Raw genomic sequence first — 17,112 nt, forward strand, 5'->3', positions numbered from 1 at the left:
CCCGGTTTTTTTCGAATTCACCGTGACATCTTAGCCTGACACAGACAGTATCTTATTGTTATAGCTCAAACAATTTGTTGTTTCAGCAATGAAATGCAGCTGTTAAAACTTTCTTGAACTTGAACAGGAATCTAACTTGATGGTGGCCAATCAACCACGCAAAGACAGTTTTGTGATATCTGCATTGTCAACGGCAGCACCCGCTGAACACTGGCAAAGCTATCAGGACATTCTGTTCCGGGCCGTTCAACTGCCTGAATTCAAATCGTTCGCTATTTTAACAGCATTTAATCCCGAAAGTATTGTGCTCAGTTGTAAAGAAAATCGTCGGCGGCAGGACCAGTTGGCCGCGGAACTGGAGGCGGCTGGATATGTCGTCGCCCCAGTGGATTGCAGTGCGCCTGACGGCAACTGGCATGAACCCAGTCTGGCCGTTGCAACCGATTTGAAATCTGCCTGTGAGATAGCTTTACGCTGGCGACAAAATGCCATCTACTGGGTTGAAAAGGGTCAGTTACATCTGGTGCCCGTCTTGCTGGATGAGCAGGGTTTCTCCCAAATTGTCATGGGGCCCTGGCTGTCCTACCTTCGAATTCATGGATCAGAGGAAAGGAGTTGTGAGATGAAAGATTTATTACCGGATTTGTGTGACCACTATGAGGAAGAAGTGCGTTGGTTGCCTCTGGTGCACCGGGACTTCGGTGGAAAATCGGTTTTTTATGGTGAAGTGGTCACGTTACGCTGTTTTGAAGACAACAGTTTAGTGCGTGAAATTCTCAGCGAAGATGGCACAGGGAAAGTACTGGTGATTGATGGACATGGCTCTCTGAATCGCGCGCTGCTGGGAGATCAGCTGGCATTGATGGCCATCCAGAACAATTGGGAAGGCGTTGTGGTCAACGGGGCTGTGCGTGATGTCGTGACGCTGGGTGAGCTGGCACTCGGTGTCAAAGCGATTTCAGCCTGCCCGTTTAAAACTGAAAAGCGCCAGACCGGAGACCGGAATGTCACGCTCACAGTAGCGCATACGCTGGTGTATCCGGGGGATACGCTGTATGCCGATCCCAATGGCATTTTACTGAGTAAAACGCCGCTGGATTTATCGGTGTTCTGATGAGGACATGACGCGCCCCCGAGTCGAGGGGGCATTGCTGTGATGGTCAAAACCGATAGCCAATGCCTAACTGGTAGACTTGTTCTAAGGCTTCGTAATCCATGGTGGCGTGCAGGTTCACTTTTTCCGTCAATTCATACTGACTGCTGACTTCAACCCCCAGCCGGGTATCCTGGGCCACTCGTTCCGATGTCAGAGCGCTTTGCAGGCTGATTTTCGGGCTGAAACTGTATTTCACGCCCGACAGCAGGCCACGGGTGGCAGATTGACTTTGGGTCCCGCTTTTCAGGCGGGTACTGACATAGAGTTGGGTCGAGGAGGTGAGCGCATAGGCATAGCCACTATCGATCTGCCAGAGATCAAATTGTTCTGCACTTCGCGATTGAGAGTCCAGAAACCAGCCGGAAGAGAAAACTGGCACTGGGGGGGGCTCTGCCTCAGAGGCCAGTGTCGGCGAGGCGAGGCAGAGCAGGCAGAAAAGGTGCCAGTATTTCATCTTCATCATCCCTGTAATTCATCATCGCCGGATCTTCCGATCTTGTCTTTCGTTTATATTAGGCCAGAACCATGACAGGATTCGGGCAATCTCGGCTCTGAATACGACTTACACGGCAGAATGCGGGAAAGATCAAATTCTGGTCAGTCTGTGCTCCGATTTGTACGGGAAAACATCTTCCACCTGTCCCTGAACAATATTGCTCTGCAGTTGCTGCCAATAGGCCGGATCAAACAGATCGCTGTGCAGTTCATCAAATAATGCCCGTACTTTCGGATTGATCAGTAAAAAGGTACGGAATTCTTCCGGAAACACATCATTGGTGCCAACGCTGTACCAGGGCTCAGCGGACAGTTCATCTTCCGGAAAGCGCGGCGGTGGGATACGACGAAAGTTAATCTCAGTCATATAGCTGATTTCATCATAGTCGTAGAACACCACGCGTTTATGACGGGTAACGCCAAAGTTTTTGAAGAGCATATCTCCGGGGAAAATATTGGCGGCCGCCAGTTGTTTGATGGCTTTTCCGTATTCGTCGACTGCGTGACGGAGTTCGTCATCGTTCGCCTGTTCAATATACAGATTGAACGGGATCATCCGCCGCTCAATATACAGATGCCGGATGATCACTTTCTCGTCTGTCACAATCAGGCTGGAGGGGGCTTCCTGCCGGAGTTCTTCCAGCAGGGTGTCACTGAAACGGTGGCGATCAAAACTGAAGTTACGGTATTCCTGCGTATCGGCCATTCGTCCAACCCGGTCGTGCTCTTTGACCAGTTTGTATTTTTCCCGGACTGTCGCACGATTCATTTCTTTTTGTGGGGCGAATTTGTCTTTAATCACTTTGAAGACAAAGCCATAAGATGGCAGCGTGAAAACACTCATCACCATGCCTTTGATGCCCGGGGCTAGAATGAATTCATCGTCCGATTGTTCCAAATGATGCAGAAATTCCCGGTACAGCTCTGTTTTGCCATGTTTCTGGCAACCAATCGCGGTGTATAGCTCGGCATGGGTTTTGTTGGGCAGTAATTCGCTGAGAAAGCGAACCAGTGCTGCCGGGGCCGGGGCATACACCATGAAGTAGGAGCGGGCGAAACCAAAAACGATACTGACATCGTCCACATGACATAAGCAGGCATCAAGATGAATCTGGCGATCCGGTGTCGTCAGTACGGGAAGCACCAGCGGAATCCGGGTGTCATCGGCCAGCAATAAACGCCCAATCAGGTAAGCGGCTTTATTGCGATAAAACGGTTCTTTAATGAGCTCGAGCCTGGCCTGCTGTATTGCTTCTGCACCGAATTCGCGTTCCAGACGCTGAACGAGCAGATCAATGTCCCGCGTTTTGTCTTGCCATTGCAGGGTAAACGGAGTTTCGTCCATCATCCGTTCAAACAGAAAGTGCGGGCCATTGGGCGACTGATACAGCCGGGTGAGGGCCGTGGGATAAGGGGCAATCCGTCCGGTCTGAGAGCTGTGTACGAAAAGTTTGTCCCGGTTAATATCCCGGTGGTCGAAAATACGGCAATAGACTGAATTAAAAAAGCTTTCAGCGATATCGTATCTGGGGTAATCCAGCAGCAAATCTTCATAGGATGCTTTGACCGCCGTGAGAAATTCACGGTTTGCGTACTGTTTCCCCAGCATGATCTGGATCTGGCGGCTGACCAGTTCCACATGATGGTCATAAAAATTAATGCGTTGCTTCAAGGCCTGGTGTACGGACAACCATTCCTGATTTTCGAACCTTTCCTGTGCGCCGGCCGTGACATCCAGAAAACGGCCGTACATGGCATCAAAGCCTTGGAGTATGGTATGCGCAACCAGCTGTTCCATTGCTGCGGTCATGCCGGATCCCTCCGATATTGATTTATAGTTTTCATGCTCCGGCCTGATTTCTATCCGGCTCGGGAGGGGTCTGAGGCCGGTATCGTAACACCACCGTCCTGAGACCTGACTGGGCTTTCAACTGCGATTCTTTTCTGGGATTTCCCAAAAGGAATCAAAACGCTTTCGGGACCGTGTCCCTGTCGACTTACTATGCTATGGCAATGAGTTTCCTGCAAATATTGAAACGTGTTTCCATCTAATTTTATGTGACTTAATTATTCTTTGTGGAAATAATCCATTCTCAGACAAAAAAGTTGTATTTGAAGAAAGGAAAAAATTATTCACTAGTCAGTGTTGACTCTGTTTCATCAATCGGGTAAACGTAAAGAACACACAACATGAAGATAATCATTTAATAAAAAAACATGAAGAAGACGCTGATCGGCACCACCACCACGATTATTACCGGCACAACCAGTGTTGGGGCGGGCTGATACGCGCAAGATTTTAAAAAAAGCCCGCACTCCAGAGTGCGGGCTTTTTTTTCACCATGATTTTTTAGAGTTAAGGACATGTTTTTCCGGTGAAAAGCATAAAACCCGGAATAAACTTGTCAGGACAGTTCAAATTAACGGAAGTGGAGTAGGGAATGCGAGTGCTTAAATTTGGCGGCTCATCGTTAGCAGATGCCGACCGGTTTCTCAGAGCGGCGGATATCATCGCCAGTAATGCTCATCAGGGGGAAGTTTCCGTGGTGCTGTCCGCACCGGGTAAAGTGACCAACAAACTGGTTTCAGTGATTGAAACTGTCGTGGCGACCGGCGATGCTGAGCTGCAGCTGGCCGATCTGGAAAATACCTTCAACAGCCTGATTGACGGCATCGTACAACAACTCCCTGCTTTTGATCGCACCGCAGTTGATGCCAAGCTGGCCAGTACGCTGGGCAATCTGAAACAGCTGGTACATGGCATGAAGCTGTTGGGACAATGCCCGGATAATGTGTATGCGCGGGTGATCAGTAAAGGCGAGCGCCTGTCGATTGTTGCGATGAAATCGGCGCTGGAAGCCAAAGGCCACAAAGCCGATTTAATCGATCCGGTCGCTTACTTGCTGGCTCATGGGGATACTCTGGAAGGCCATGTCGAGATTGAAGTGTCCACAGACAACTTCCGCCGTCAGCCACTGGCTGAAGGTCATATCCATATCATGCCGGGTTTCACTGCCGGTAATACCAAAGGGGAGCTGGTGATTCTGGGCCGTAATGGTTCAGACTATTCAGCAGCCGTTCTGGCAGCCTGTCTGCGTGCCGAGTGCTGTGAAATCTGGACAGATGTCGATGGTGTGTATAACTGCGATCCGCGTCTGGTCCCGGATGCCCGGTTACTGAAGTCGCTCAGTTACCAGGAAGCGATGGAGCTGTCTTACTTTGGCGCTTCCGTGCTGCACCCGAAAACCATTGCCCCGATTGCTCAGTTCCACATTCCCTGTCTCATTAAAAACAGTTTTAACCCGCAAGGGGCTGGCACCCTGATTGGTCAGGATACCGGTGAAGACAATCTCGCCATCAAAGGGATCACCACACTGAAAAACCTGACCATGGTCAACGTGTCTGGTCCTGGGATGAAAGGCATGGTCGGGATGGCGGCCCGCGTCTTTGGTGCGATGTCGGCAGCCGGTGTATCAATTGTGTTGATCACGCAGTCTTCCTCGGAATACAGCATCAGTTTTTGTATTGAGAGTGATGATAAGTTTGCCGCAGAGCAGGCGCTTCGCAACAACTTCGAGCTGGAGCTGAAAGAAGGCTTGCTGGAGCCGGTAGAATTTATCGATGATTCTGCCATCGTGACCTTGGTCGGTGATGGCATGCGCACGTCCCGTGGCGTGGCTTCCCGCTTCTTTACCTCGCTGGCCGAAGTGAACGTGAACATTGTGGCCATTGCTCAGGGCTCTTCAGAGCGTGCAATTTCAGCGGTGATCCCGGCCAACAAAGTGTCTGAGGCGGTCAAAGCCTGTCACGAGAACCTGTTTAACAGTAAGCATTTTCTGGATGTCTTCGTGGTGGGTGTTGGCGGTGTTGGCGGCGAGCTGGTGGATCAGATCCAGCGTCAGCAGGAAAAGCTGGCAGAAAATGGCATTGTGATCCGGGTGTGCGGTCTGTCTAACAGCAAAGGTCTGCTGCTGGATAACAATGGTCTGCCGCTGGAAAACTGGCGCGACACTCTGGGACAGGCCAAGGAAAGCTTTAATCTGGCCAGCTTGATTCAGCTGGTGCAGCGTCACCATATCATTAACCCGGTCATCATTGACTGTACGTCTGATGAGGGCATTGCAGAGCAGTATGTCGACTTCCTGGCTGCGGGTTTCCACGTGATCACGCCGAACAAGAAAGCCAATACGGCGAGTATGGCTTACTATCATCAGTTACGTCAGGCTGCACGTGTGACACGCCGCCGCTTCATGTATGACACCACAGTGGGTGCGGGTCTGCCGGTGATTGAAAACCTGCAGAACCTGATGGCCGCCGGTGATGAACTGGAACGTTTCGCCGGGATTCTGTCGGGGTCTCTGTCGTTCATCTTCGGCAAGCTGGACGAAGGCATGAGCCTGAGTGAAGCGACCACGGTGGCCCGCAATAACGGCTTTACTGAGCCGGATCCCCGTGATGATCTGTCCGGAATGGATGTCGCGCGTAAGTTGCTGATCCTGGCCCGTGAAGCCGGATATGTCCTGGAACTGAGCGATGTTGTGGTTGAACCGGCGTTACCACCGGGCTTCGATCAGAGCGGTGATGTGGAAGCTTTCATGCAGCGTCTGCCGCAGGCGGATGCGTATTTCAGCGAGCTGTCTGCTCAGGCGGCGGCAGAAAGCAAAGTCCTGCGCTACATTGGTGAAATCGATCAGGGCAAATGCACCGTGAAAGTGGCAGCGGTGGATCCCGATGACCCGATGTTCAAAATCAAAGATGGCGAGAATGCGCTGGCATTCTACAGCCGCTATTATCAACCCATTCCGCTGGTCTTGCGTGGTTATGGCGCAGGGACTGAAGTCACTGCAGCCGGGGTATTTGCCGATCTGATGCGTACCGTCGGCTGGAAACTGGGAGTTTAAGGATGAGTGTGACCGTTTACGCACCGGCATCGATCGGAAATGTCAGTGTGGGATTTGATGTATTGGGGGCGGCTGTGTCGCCCATCGACGGCACCCTGCTGGGGGATAAAGTCACTGTGGCTGCGGGCAGCGAACCTTTTGCGCTGCGTTGTGAGGGCGATTTTGTTGCCAAGCTGCCAGCAGAGCCTGAGCAGAATATTGTCTACCACTGCTGGCAGGTGTTTGCTCGCGAATTAGACAAGAAAGGCATTGCACTTCAGCCGGTGTCTGTCACCCTGCAGAAAAATATGCCGATTGGTTCCGGTCTGGGCTCCAGTGCCTGTTCGATTGTGGCGGCTCTGGATGCGCTGAACCGTTTTCACGATAATCCGCTGAATGAAACTGAATTGCTGGCGCTGATGGGTGAAATGGAAGGCCAGATCTCGGGCGGCATTCATTACGATAATGTTGCGCCCTGCTATCTGGGCGGTCTGCAGTTCATGGTGGAGGAACTGGGGATTATCAGCCAGCAGGTGCCTTGCTTCGACAATTGGTACTGGGTGATGGCTTATCCGGGCATTAAAGTGTCGACCGCTGAAGCCCGGGCGATTTTGCCGGCACAGTATCGTCGTCAGGATGTGATTACGCACGGCCGTCAACTGGGTGGTTTCATTCACGCCTGCCACAGTCAGCAAGCGCAACTGGCCGCAAAAATGATTAAAGACGTGGTTGCAGAACCATACCGGGAAGGGTTGCTGCCTGGCTTTAAAGAAGCGCGTCAGTACGCACTCGAAGCCGGTGCGTTGGCCAGCGGGATTTCAGGGTCCGGCCCGACCATGTTCAGCATCTGTGATGATCTGGAGGTTGCAGAGCGCATCGCCCGCTGGTTGCAACAGCATTATGTCCAGAACGATGAAGGATTCGTCCATGTCTGTCAGCTCGACAGTCAGGGTTCAAAAGAAATAGGAAGCGAGTATTAATCATGAAGCTGTATAACTTAAAAGATCATCAGGAAGAAGTCTCTTTTGCTCAGGCCGTCCGTCAGGGGCTGGGGCGTCAGCAAGGCTTGTTTTTCCCGTCTGAGCTGCCTGACCTGGGTGATATTGATGCACTGCTGGCGCAGGATTTTGTGACGCGCAGCAGCCGGATCCTGTCTGCTTTTATTGGTGAAGAGTTGTCGGCAGACACCGTACAGCAGATGGTCGGCAATGCATTTCAGTTCCCGGCGCCTGTGGCACAGGTTAAAGATGGCGTGTATGCGCTGGAACTCTTCCATGGCCCGACGCTGGCCTTTAAAGATTTTGGCGGCCGTTTTATGGCTCAGTCGCTGGCTGCGGTGTCTGACTCGAACGGCAAGATCACCATTCTGACGGCGACTTCAGGCGATACCGGCGCTGCTGTCGCCCATGCTTTCTATGGCATGGACAATATCAACGTGGTGATCCTGTACCCGAAAGGCAAGATCAGCCCGCTGCAGGAAAAACTCTTCTGTACGCTGGGGGCAATATCCACACGGTTGCTGTGAACGGAACCTTTGATGACTGTCAGTCGCTGGTGAAGCAGGCCTTTGATGATGCAGAACTGCGCCAGGAAGTGGGCCTGAATTCAGCAAACTCGATTAACATCAGCCGTCTGATGGCTCAGATTTGTTATTACTTCGAAGCGGTTGCACAGTTGCCGAAAGAAGCCCGCGGCAATCTGGTGGTTTCAGTACCCAGCGGCAACTTCGGCAACCTGACTGCTGGTTTACTGGCAAAAGCACTGGGTTTGCCTGTGAAACGTTTTATTGCGGCAACCAACGTGAACGACACCGTGCCGCGTTATCTGCAAAGCGGTCAGTGGGAACCGAAAGCCACGATCCCGACGATTTCGAATGCCATGGATGTGAGCCAGCCCAACAACTGGCCACGCATTGAAGAGCTGTGTCAGAAACAGGGCTGGGGTCTGAGCGAGCTGGGTTACGGCGCTGTGACTGATGAGCAAAGTGCAGAAACCCTGCGTCAGATGGATGCGGCAGGGTATCTGTGCGAACCGCATGGTGCGATTGCCTACCGCGTACTGAATGAGCAGCTGCAGCCAGGTGAAACCGGCCTCTTTCTGTGTACGGCGCATCCGGCCAAGTTCAAGGAAGTGGTGGAAGAAATTCTGGAGAAAGACATCGATCTGCCAGCACCACTTGCTAAACATGGTGCGATGGAATTGTTGTCTGAAGAGCGCGATAACGACTTTACACAGCTGAAGGCTGTCCTGCGCGCCGTTCAGCCGGATTGACTGTGATACAGCAGCCCGTCTTGAGCCACCTTCGGGTGGCTCTTTTGTTTGGCGGCGTTTCTTCTCTATCCGGATTTGATTATAATTTGATTATCATCACCGACGCAGAGTAAACACACGTGGAAAGCAAAACGGCCCGTTTTACGGTATTGATGGACCCCCGCAAAAAGCAGGCATTTGAGAAGTTATGCGCCTCTCAGGATCTCACCCCTTCTCAGGTGGTCCGCCAGCTGATCCGTGAGTATCTGGAAAAACATGATGTCAGTTATCTTGATGAACCAAAATCGGACTAATGCACTCCGGATTGTGCAAGGACTCTGAGCCCCTTTCCCTGTGAAAGGGGTTTTTCATTTCTGGCGCAGCCATTCGCAGTATTCAGGGTGACAAGAATAGTTGTGATAATTTCATTGTAATTACATTATAATATTTGCCTTTGAGTTTCCCCTGGCAAGACTGCGCTGGGCGAATATCCTTAAGTTGATACTTTTATTAAAGAGAGACCGTGAGCATGAGTGACACCTTACCTCCTTGCCCAGAGTGCAATTCATCTTATGTCTATGAAGATCAGGCAATGCTGATTTGTCCTGAGTGTGGCCATGAGTGGATTCAGGGTGAAGTCGCTGAAGATCCGGATGCGCTGGTCGTGAAAGACTCGAATGGCAATGTGCTGCAGGAAGGCGACTTCGTGACCTTGATTAAAGACTTGAAGGTCAAAGGATCCTCTTCAGTCGCAAAAGTTGGCACTAAAGTAAAAATCAACCGTCTGGTGGACGGTGACCACAACATCGACTGTAAGATTGATGGCATCGGTGCCATGATGCTGAAGTCTGAGTTCGTGAAAAAAGCCTGATTTCAGCCACAATCAGACAGAAAAACGCCGCAACCTGCAAAGGTCGCGGCGTTTTTTCATGGCAAGTCCTTACAAAGTGTCGGTGAAGGTCCGGGCGATGACATCCCGTTGCTGTTCCGGTGTGAGGGAATTAAAACGGACGGCATAACCAGAGACGCGAATGGTCAGTTGCGGATATTTTTCTGGATGCGCCAGGGCATCTTCCAGCGTTTCCCGTTTGAGCACATTCACGTTCAGATGCTGTCCCCCTTCAACGCGGGACGCTTGTTCGACCGGCAGCTCGCGAAATTCAAACTGACCCAGATCTGAAGTCTGTACTTCCTGATCCGCACTGAAGCCTTCAGCGGCAGATAGGCAGCGGGCAGTGCCCTGGTCTGAATCCAGTAACCAGATTGAATTCAGCAACTGAGGGTTGGCTGCCTGGGTGATTTGAATGCCTTTGATCATGGCTGCTCCTTGAGTGAGGAATGACAACAATAGAGAACGATCTCATCCTACCGCGTTCATGAAACGGACCATTGATCTGCGTCAACTCACATGGCACTGCAAAAGCGCAACCGACTGCACAAATTACGCGCAAAATTGCGCTTTTTGAGGGCAGCGCTCATCATTTGCACAATTGAGTGGTCGCATAGTCATCAGGTGCAAGGCTTTTAACCTGCTGAAACGACGTGTGATTTTTCCGGCAGAAAAAGTTGGCACTCTTCTTTCATAGAAGAAACAAGATGTTTGATTTCATGAGGAGATTACAATGAATCCAGAATCCATCCCCGTTCCCGAATACTGTGTGCTTCAAATGACCCGACTCCCTCAGGCAAACCGTCCGGTTCAGGGACGGGGCCATTGGCGAACCCCTGTCGGTCCTGTCAGCCGGCCGAAATAAAACCGTCTGTTACCCCCGCTGTCGATTCAGGTAGAATATTGGCTCATTGACTGATTCACCAGCAGGAGCCGAGATGTCTGCCCCGGAACCCATTCGCACAGTTGATTTTGACTGGGCAACCCTTCTGGAACACGAACGCCAGCAAGATTATTTTCAGCAAACGGAGGCCCGGGTGGCTGAAGCAAGAGCCGCCGGGAAAACGGTTTTCCCGCCTCAGGCGTCTGTCTACAATGCGTTTGATGCCACACCTTTTGATCAGGTTAAGGTGGTGATTCTCGGACAGGATCCTTATCACGGCCCGGATCAAGCCCATGGACTGAGCTTTTCGGTGCTGCCCGGTGTGAAGGTGCCGCCGTCGCTTGCCAATATGTACAAAGAGTTAGCGACCGATATCGACGGTTTTACCATTCCCGGACACGGTTATCTTCAGCACTGGGCAGAGCAGGGCGTGCTGCTGCTCAATACGGTATTGACGGTCGAGCAGGGGAAAGCCCATTCTCACAGTAAGTTTGGCTGGGAAACATTTACCGATCAGGTCATTGCCAGCCTGAATCAGCATTGTGAAGGTCTGGTGTTTATGCTGTGGGGTGCACATGCCCAAAAGAAAGGGAAACAGATCGATCGGGACAAACACTGTGTGCTGTCTTCTGCTCACCCGTCACCGCTGTCGGCCTATCGTGGCTTCTTTGGCTGCCGCCATTTCTCACAAGCCAACCAATGGTTGAGAAAAATGCATAAAAGTGAGATTGACTGGCAACTTCCCCCAGAAGTTTAACGGAACCTAATCTGGATCAAGCCCATTTCGTCAGCCCGGATTACACTTAAATATTGAGTTGGGAGTTAATGTCCGGGAGGTCGAAATGCTATTGGACAGTATTCACACCGAACATGGTTATATCAATCGTCTGCTCCGGTTGCTCCGGACTAAGCTGGCCGCAATCCGGGAAGGGTATGACGTCAATTATCAGATGATTCGCGATATCGTGACTTATCTGCAAAATCAGGCAGAGCACTGCCATCATCCGAAAGAAGATGTGATTTACCATTATTACCTCAGCCACTACGGGGATGAGCAGCGGATTCTGGATCTGGAAGCCGAACATGTGGAACTGGCAAAGCTGACTTCTGAGTTTGCTGAGACCGTCGATATGGTGCTCATGGATGCTGTGATTCCGCTGGATGTCTTTGCGGAAAAACTCAATGCCTTTGTGGAGCGGCAAAAGCAGCATCTGGACATGGAAGAAAAGCAGGTGTTTCCTGTGATTCGTCAGCACTTCACCTCGTCCGACTGGGCTGCGGTTGAAAGTGAATATCAGGAATGTTTGTGTGACCCGCTATTCGGGAAAGAAGTTTCGGCGCAATACAGAGAGCTGGCGAGCCGGCTGGAATCATAACTTGAACTGCTGAAAAAACACCGGCAACAGCGCCGGTGTTTTTCGTTATCTGGTTGTTTCCTGATATGCAAAACCCGGATTACAAATCCACCTCATCAGTGAATTCATGAAGAATATCAATATCCTGAAGTTCCTTCTTCAGACGTTGTTTATCTTTCAGTGCTTCAATTTCCCGCCACTTGCGCTTCACGGGTTTACTGCGTGAACTCCGACGGGGTAAATCGCTTTCAAGCATGTTGTCGAATCCAAAGCTATCCATAGTGCACCTCGCTCAATCCTGAGTATTGCTCAGATAAAGGGGGATTAAACCCCTTGGTCATCAGTTAAATATCACAACCCGATAGAGAATAAAATTGAACTATTTCGCATTTGTTGTTTATTTGTGAAATTTATTCAGACTTCTGATTTTTGACAATGGTTGGTCCAGTCCTGTTCAAAGCAATCCAACGCTCACTTTTTCATGGCGTGCATTGATTTTTGCGAGTTAACTCCGCATGATCGCTCAGCTTTTCATCAGTACAGGCGTTGTGCTGGCAAATTCTGCTCGCCATCAGTGAAAGAAACAGGATTGGCTGCAATGTCAAAGTTGAACAGCCTATACTGACAAAGAGATGACATGAGGATGAATCGAACCGGACATCCTGCCATGTCGAGGTTCACACGGCTCCGGTGCGCTGGGCCAAACGTAACATGGTGAGAAGACGCTAAGGGGTAGATGTGACAAGCCAGATCAATTTTCTGAATGACCTGCTGTGGGGATCGGTACTGATTTACCTGCTCATTGGTGTCGGGATCTTTTTTACCTGTCGGCTGGGATTTATCCAGTTCCGACATTTTCTGCATATGTTCCGGGTAATGAAAAACAGTCGTAAGTCAGACGCTGCCGGGATTTCTTCTTTTCAGGCGCTGTGTACCAGTCTGGCTGCCCGGGTTGGCACCGGGAATATGGCGGGTGTTGCGGTTGCCCTGACGCTGGGTGGGCCTGGCGCCATTTTCTGGATGTGGCTGATTGCCATGCTGGGAATGGCGACAGCGTTTGCTGAAAGTGCGTTAGCCCAGCTCTATAAAATCCGGGATGATGAGGGTAATTACCGGGGTGGGCCAGCTTACTATATGGAAAAAGGGCTGGGGATGCGCTGGATGGGCGTTGTGTTCTCCATTTTTCTGATCATTGCGTTTGGTTTGGTTTTCAATGCAGTTCAGGCGAACTCCATCGCCAAAGCCATGAATGTCGCCTTTGGCTGGCAGCCAATTGTGGTCGGAATGGTGCTGGTGGCCCTGACCGGATTTATTATTTTTGGCGGGATGCGCACCATTGCAAGGACAGCCGAGATTCTGGTGCCTGTGATGGCGGGCTGCTATCTGGCACTGGCGCTGGTGGTGGTGGCGATGAACATTGAGCAAGTGCCCTCGGTGCTGGGATTGATCTTCCGCAGCGCCTTCGGGCTGGAAGAAGCGGCCTCCGGGGCATTGGGATACACCATTGCGCAGGGGATGATCAATGGCCTGAAACGCGGATTGTTTTCCAATGAGGCCGGGATGGGCTCCGCTCCCAATGCGGCAGCGTCGGCGACCCCTTATCCGCCGCATCCGGCGTCGCAAGGCTATGTCCAGATGCTGGGTGTGTTTACCGACACCATTGTGATCTGTAGTGCGACGGTCGCGATTATTCTGATGTCGGGTGAATATGTGCCGCACAGTGAAGTGACCGGGATTGAACTGACGCAGCGGGCGCTGTCGTCTCAGGTCGGAGACTGGGGCGGGATTTTCATTGCCATCGCAATCTTCATGTTTGCTTTTACCTCTCTGGTTGCGAATTATTCCTACGCCGAAACCAATCTGATCTTTCTGGAGCATAACCACAAAGCGGGGCTGACGATTTTTCGTCTGGTGGTACTGGGTATGGTGATGTTCGGTGCGCTGGCTGAACTGCCAACGGTCTGGACCATGGCTGATATTTCAATGGGGATGATGGCGATGATTAATCTGGTTGCCATTGTGCTGTTGTCGGGGACGGTTGTGAAACTGGCCAAAGACTACAACGCGCAGTTGTCTCTGGGTAAAGTACCGCAGTTTGACAGTCGTCAGTATCCCGAACTGCATGCGCAGCTTGATGAAGATATCTGGACCCGTTCAAAGGACTAATCGAATTTTCCGATGGCAGAAATCCGGAAAACCACTCGCCCTGAAGCTATCCATTTCTGTATTTTTTGCGCTGAAATGGTACTCTTTGGGGCAGTTTCGTTGACAGGATATTGAAGCATGTTGATTGTGGTTTCGCCCGCCAAAACTCTGGATTATGAATCGCCGTTGGCAACTCAGGTACATACTTTGCCTGAACTGCTGGATCACTCCGCTGAACTGATTGAAGTCTGCCGTAAACTCACGCCGATGGATATTGCCAGCCTGATGAAGGTGAGTGACAAAATTGCCGGCCTGAATGCTGCGCGCTTCGCCGACTGGCATCCGGACTTCACCTCAGAGAATGCCCGTCAGGCAATTCTGGCGTTCAAAGGTGATGTTTACACGGGTCTGGAAGCGGAAACCCTGAGCGACGAGGATTTTACGTTTGCTCAGCAACATCTCAGAATGCTGTCTGGCCTGTATGGCTTGCTCCGTCCGTTGGATCTGATGCAGCCTTATCGTCTGGAAATGGGCACCAAACTGGCCAATGGCCGCGGCACTAACCTGTATCAGTTCTGGGATAACATCATTACCGACAAACTGAATGCGGCACTGGAAGCACAAGGGGACGATATCCTGATTAATCTGGCGTCCAATGAATACTTCAAAGCAGTGAAACCCAAATCCCTGAAAGGCAAGGTGATTACACCTGTCTTTAAAGACTGCAAGAATGGTCAGTACAAAGTGATCAGCTTCTTTGCCAAAAAAGCACGGGGTATGATGGCACGATACATCATTGAGAATCGTCTGACTTCAGTTGAACAACTCAAGCAGTTTGATGTGGCTGGGTATTATTTCTCACCGGAAGAATCCACGGCGACTGAGCTGGTCTTCAAACGCGAAGCGCAGTAATCGCATCATGATGAGGAGACGATACCGTCTCCTAATGGGATGGTCTGCTCCCCCCGAACTTCTTATGCTGAATGTAGGGCTGATGAAGGAGATATATGATGACCAACTCAAACGTGTACATTTATGGTATCGACCTGGGCAAAAACTGTTTTCACATGATTGCGATGGATAAGCAGGGACACATTCTCTCCAGACAAAAGCTAACTCGAAGCCAAATGAAAGAGTTTGTCATCAATACGCCGCCAACAACCGTGTGTTTTGAAGCATGCCCTGGCTCTCAGTATTGGGGGCGCATGTTTGCTGATGCTGGCTTTGAAGTGAAGATAATCCCGGCACAGTTTGTAAAACCTTACTTGAAATCAAATAAGAACGACTTCAATGACGCCGCTGCGATTGCCGAAGCTGGTAGTCGTGGCTCTATGCGCTGTGTGCCATTAAAAACTGATGAACAGCTTGCGTTGCAGGCAACACACCGAGTCCGACAGAGATTTATTACGGAACGAACAGCTGTTGTTAATCAGATGCGCGCACTTTTGTTGGAATACGGGATAACAGTACCTGTAGGACGGAAGGTATTTGAGCGAGCCCTTCCAAGTATTTTGGAAGATGCTGACAATGGATTGCCAGATTTCATGCGTGCGTTAGTTTTTCGTTTACGAGAACGCTGGCAGTACCTTGATGTTCAGATAGACGAGATGAGTGAATTATTGAAACAGGCGGCAATCGCGTCCGAACAATGCAAGTTGATAAGCACAGTACCCGGCATCGGCCCAATCGTATCAACGGCTTTGATTGCGGCTGTTGGCAGCGGAAACCAGTTCAAACGAGCAAGGGATATGTCAGCCTGGTTGGGGTTGGTACCGAAGCAATATTCGACCGGAGGAAAGTCTAACCTCGGGAGCATCAGTAAACGAGGTAACACCTACTTACGAACGTTGGTTGTCCAAGGAGCAAAAGCATTGAAAATTCACATGAATCGAGAGCAGTCTTCCCTTGGGAAGTGGATTGGCAGACTGGAGGCCTCACATCATCACCATGTGGTTCTTATTGCGCTGGCAAACAAACTCATTCGTATCTGCTGGAAGGTATTAACCTCTGGTCGAGAATATCAGGCATACCCGAGCACGGTATAAAGCATCCACTACAACAATAGCTATCCTATGTTTTGCGGAAGAAAACTGATGAAAGAAGCGTTCATCCCACATCACTGAAGCCTGGCTAAAAAAGCAGTCTATTGTGACTGAAAGCTTTATTAGGACGGTGATGTGCGGATCCCATCAAGGCCAGAGCACAAAGATTGCTCGCGAATAGGCCGGATACATTGACGCAAACGACTTCTGAAATCGAACTTCTCTTGCAATTCAGGAGCAGACCATACATTTTTTATAGTTTTGATTGATTCCACATCCCAGAGCAGATTTCCTCAGTCTGCTGCTTCACACTTCAACAACGCTCGCTATCATTTCCTTTGTTCACCGGTCATTGCTGGATTTTTGGGACAATGATCAATCTGAATAACCCGCCTGACTGCGATCGGGGGAAGCTGCTTGGTTCGTGAGAAAACAGCAGATCGATGGGTTAGGTTATCTCTGCGCCTTCTTGGTTGAGTCAATAAATTTATTTCTCCGTCCTAATTTATTCATGAACTCAATCAATGAATTGAGTTTATTTAACGAATTAATTGCCGGTGACTCATTTCCCGTGATAAGAAAATTGGTGATTAAATTAATCTTAATTAATACGAAATAAACAGATGAAACTCTCATTTTGACTGTTATTGCTCAATATAACAGTTGCTGCTTCTGGTCGTTTTGTGTACTAATCGATGACTCCAACAATAAATACTTACTTTTTTTCTGGTTATTATTCCATGTAGAAGGGTTGAACAATGGATGTTTTAAGTAATCGCTTTGAAAAAGCTTGGTTCATGATATTCATGGCTTTATATGTTTTTATCATGATGCCTTTTCCTTGGTTTTACAGTGAATCATATCTGCCTGGATTTCTGGGTATTCCTTGGTTTGTCTACGGTTGGTTAATTCATGGCAGTACAGTCTTACTCGCTATTGTTGTTTTTGCGAAGCAATGCCTGGCGAGAGATGAATACCAAAAATTACCTGAATATAAACAGCATCATGAGGGATAAA

The 17,112-nt window shown here is 50.1% G+C and carries 16 protein-coding genes, 2 pseudogenes and 1 other annotated feature; of the genes and pseudogenes, 14 read left to right on the forward strand and 4 right to left on the reverse strand.

The features are described from left to right. Nucleotides 1–139: 139 nt before the first annotated feature. Together KDD30_RS24430 and KDD30_RS24435 are read left to right on the forward strand one after the other, a co-directional pair. A pseudogene (locus KDD30_RS24430) lies at nucleotides 140–481 on the forward strand (DUF3293 domain-containing protein); the annotation flags it as partial. A gap of 141 nt (nucleotides 482–622) precedes the next feature. After that, entirely contained in the window at nucleotides 623–1,114 is a 492-nt protein-coding gene (locus KDD30_RS24435) for a putative 4-hydroxy-4-methyl-2-oxoglutarate aldolase (protein ID WP_249199261.1), read from the forward strand. 46 nt (nucleotides 1,115–1,160) lie between these two features. Here KDD30_RS24435 and KDD30_RS02000 read toward each other — a convergent pair whose 3' ends face one another. Together KDD30_RS02000 and aceK are read right to left on the reverse strand one after the other, a co-directional pair. Continuing rightward, complete coding sequence (locus tag KDD30_RS02000; RefSeq protein WP_211647151.1) at nucleotides 1,161–1,610, reverse strand: hypothetical protein; 450 nt, start codon at nucleotides 1,608–1,610, stop codon at nucleotides 1,161–1,163. 132 nt (nucleotides 1,611–1,742) lie between these two features. After that, nucleotides 1,743–3,461 (reverse strand): bifunctional isocitrate dehydrogenase kinase/phosphatase, encoded by a 1,719-nt coding sequence (gene aceK / locus KDD30_RS02005; protein ID WP_211647152.1) that lies wholly within the window; start codon nucleotides 3,459–3,461, stop codon nucleotides 1,743–1,745. Between the two features lie 414 nt (nucleotides 3,462–3,875). Further along, nucleotides 3,876–3,990, forward strand: a sequence feature (Thr leader region). A gap of 102 nt (nucleotides 3,991–4,092) precedes the next feature. Between aceK and thrA the strand changes: the two genes are divergently transcribed. The 5 genes and pseudogenes from thrA (at nucleotide 4,093) to KDD30_RS02030 (ending at nucleotide 9,652) form a co-directional block, all read left to right on the forward strand. Next, entirely contained in the window at nucleotides 4,093–6,552 is a 2,460-nt protein-coding gene (thrA, locus tag KDD30_RS02010; RefSeq protein ID WP_211647153.1) for a bifunctional aspartate kinase/homoserine dehydrogenase I, read from the forward strand. 2 nt (nucleotides 6,553–6,554) lie between these two features. After that, nucleotides 6,555–7,511: a homoserine kinase gene (thrB, locus tag KDD30_RS02015; RefSeq protein ID WP_211647154.1), complete on the forward strand. Its 957-nt coding sequence runs from the start codon at nucleotides 6,555–6,557 to the stop codon at nucleotides 7,509–7,511. A 2-nt stretch (nucleotides 7,512–7,513) separates the two neighbouring features. Beyond that, nucleotides 7,514–8,802 (forward strand): annotated as a pseudogene (thrC, locus tag KDD30_RS02020) (threonine synthase). 119 nt (nucleotides 8,803–8,921) lie between these two features. Further along, on the forward strand, nucleotides 8,922–9,095 hold the full coding sequence (locus KDD30_RS02025) for a CopG family transcriptional regulator (protein ID WP_211647155.1): 174 nt from the start codon (nucleotides 8,922–8,924) through the stop codon (nucleotides 9,093–9,095). A 215-nt stretch (nucleotides 9,096–9,310) separates the two neighbouring features. Then, nucleotides 9,311–9,652: a zinc ribbon domain-containing protein YjdM gene (locus KDD30_RS02030; protein ID WP_211649443.1), complete on the forward strand. Its 342-nt coding sequence runs from the start codon at nucleotides 9,311–9,313 to the stop codon at nucleotides 9,650–9,652. 69 nt (nucleotides 9,653–9,721) lie between these two features. Here the strand turns inward: KDD30_RS02030 and grcA are convergent, their stop codons facing one another. After that, nucleotides 9,722–10,099, reverse strand: coding sequence for an autonomous glycyl radical cofactor GrcA (grcA, locus tag KDD30_RS02035; protein WP_211647156.1), 378 nt, complete (start codon nucleotides 10,097–10,099; stop codon nucleotides 9,722–9,724). Between the two features lie 304 nt (nucleotides 10,100–10,403). Here grcA and KDD30_RS24735 point away from each other — a divergent pair, with 304 nt between their 5' ends. The 3 genes from KDD30_RS24735 to KDD30_RS02045 all read left to right on the forward strand — a co-directional run bounded on the left by KDD30_RS24735 (nucleotide 10,404) and on the right by KDD30_RS02045 (nucleotide 11,929). Then, nucleotides 10,404–10,535 carry a hypothetical protein gene (locus tag KDD30_RS24735; protein WP_256449224.1) on the forward strand — a complete coding sequence of 44 codons (132 nt, stop codon included), beginning with the start codon at nucleotides 10,404–10,406 and terminating at the stop codon, nucleotides 10,533–10,535. A gap of 73 nt (nucleotides 10,536–10,608) precedes the next feature. Beyond that, nucleotides 10,609–11,310 carry a uracil-DNA glycosylase gene (gene ung, locus KDD30_RS02040; RefSeq protein ID WP_211647157.1) on the forward strand — a complete coding sequence of 234 codons (702 nt, stop codon included), beginning with the start codon at nucleotides 10,609–10,611 and terminating at the stop codon, nucleotides 11,308–11,310. An 85-nt stretch (nucleotides 11,311–11,395) separates the two neighbouring features. After that, nucleotides 11,396–11,929 (forward strand): hemerythrin domain-containing protein, encoded by a 534-nt coding sequence (locus KDD30_RS02045; RefSeq protein WP_211647158.1) that lies wholly within the window; start codon nucleotides 11,396–11,398, stop codon nucleotides 11,927–11,929. Between the two features lie 79 nt (nucleotides 11,930–12,008). On the opposite strand, the gene KDD30_RS02050 is transcribed toward KDD30_RS02045, so the two are convergent. Then, nucleotides 12,009–12,188, reverse strand: coding sequence for a DUF3545 family protein (locus KDD30_RS02050; protein ID WP_211647159.1), 180 nt, complete (start codon nucleotides 12,186–12,188; stop codon nucleotides 12,009–12,011). A 458-nt stretch (nucleotides 12,189–12,646) separates the two neighbouring features. On the opposite strand from KDD30_RS02050, the gene KDD30_RS02055 reads away from it, so the two are divergent. From KDD30_RS02055 to KDD30_RS02070, 4 genes are all read left to right on the forward strand, one after another. Next, nucleotides 12,647–14,074, forward strand: coding sequence for a sodium:alanine symporter family protein (locus KDD30_RS02055; RefSeq protein ID WP_211647160.1), 1,428 nt, complete (start codon nucleotides 12,647–12,649; stop codon nucleotides 14,072–14,074). Nucleotides 14,075–14,191: 117 nt separating this feature from the next. Further along, on the forward strand, nucleotides 14,192–14,965 hold the full coding sequence (gene yaaA / locus KDD30_RS02060; protein WP_211647161.1) for a peroxide stress protein YaaA: 774 nt from the start codon (nucleotides 14,192–14,194) through the stop codon (nucleotides 14,963–14,965). Nucleotides 14,966–15,060: 95 nt separating this feature from the next. Then, complete coding sequence (locus KDD30_RS02065) at nucleotides 15,061–16,098, forward strand: IS110 family transposase (RefSeq protein WP_249199155.1); 1,038 nt, start codon at nucleotides 15,061–15,063, stop codon at nucleotides 16,096–16,098. 755 nt (nucleotides 16,099–16,853) lie between these two features. Further along, nucleotides 16,854–17,111 carry a hypothetical protein gene (locus tag KDD30_RS02070; protein WP_211647162.1) on the forward strand — a complete coding sequence of 86 codons (258 nt, stop codon included), beginning with the start codon at nucleotides 16,854–16,856 and terminating at the stop codon, nucleotides 17,109–17,111. The last annotated feature ends 1 nt before the right edge of the window (nucleotide 17,112 follow it).

This window comes from Photobacterium sp. GJ3, from assembly GCF_018199995.1.
Taxonomy (GTDB): Bacteria; Pseudomonadota; Gammaproteobacteria; order Enterobacterales; family Vibrionaceae; genus Photobacterium.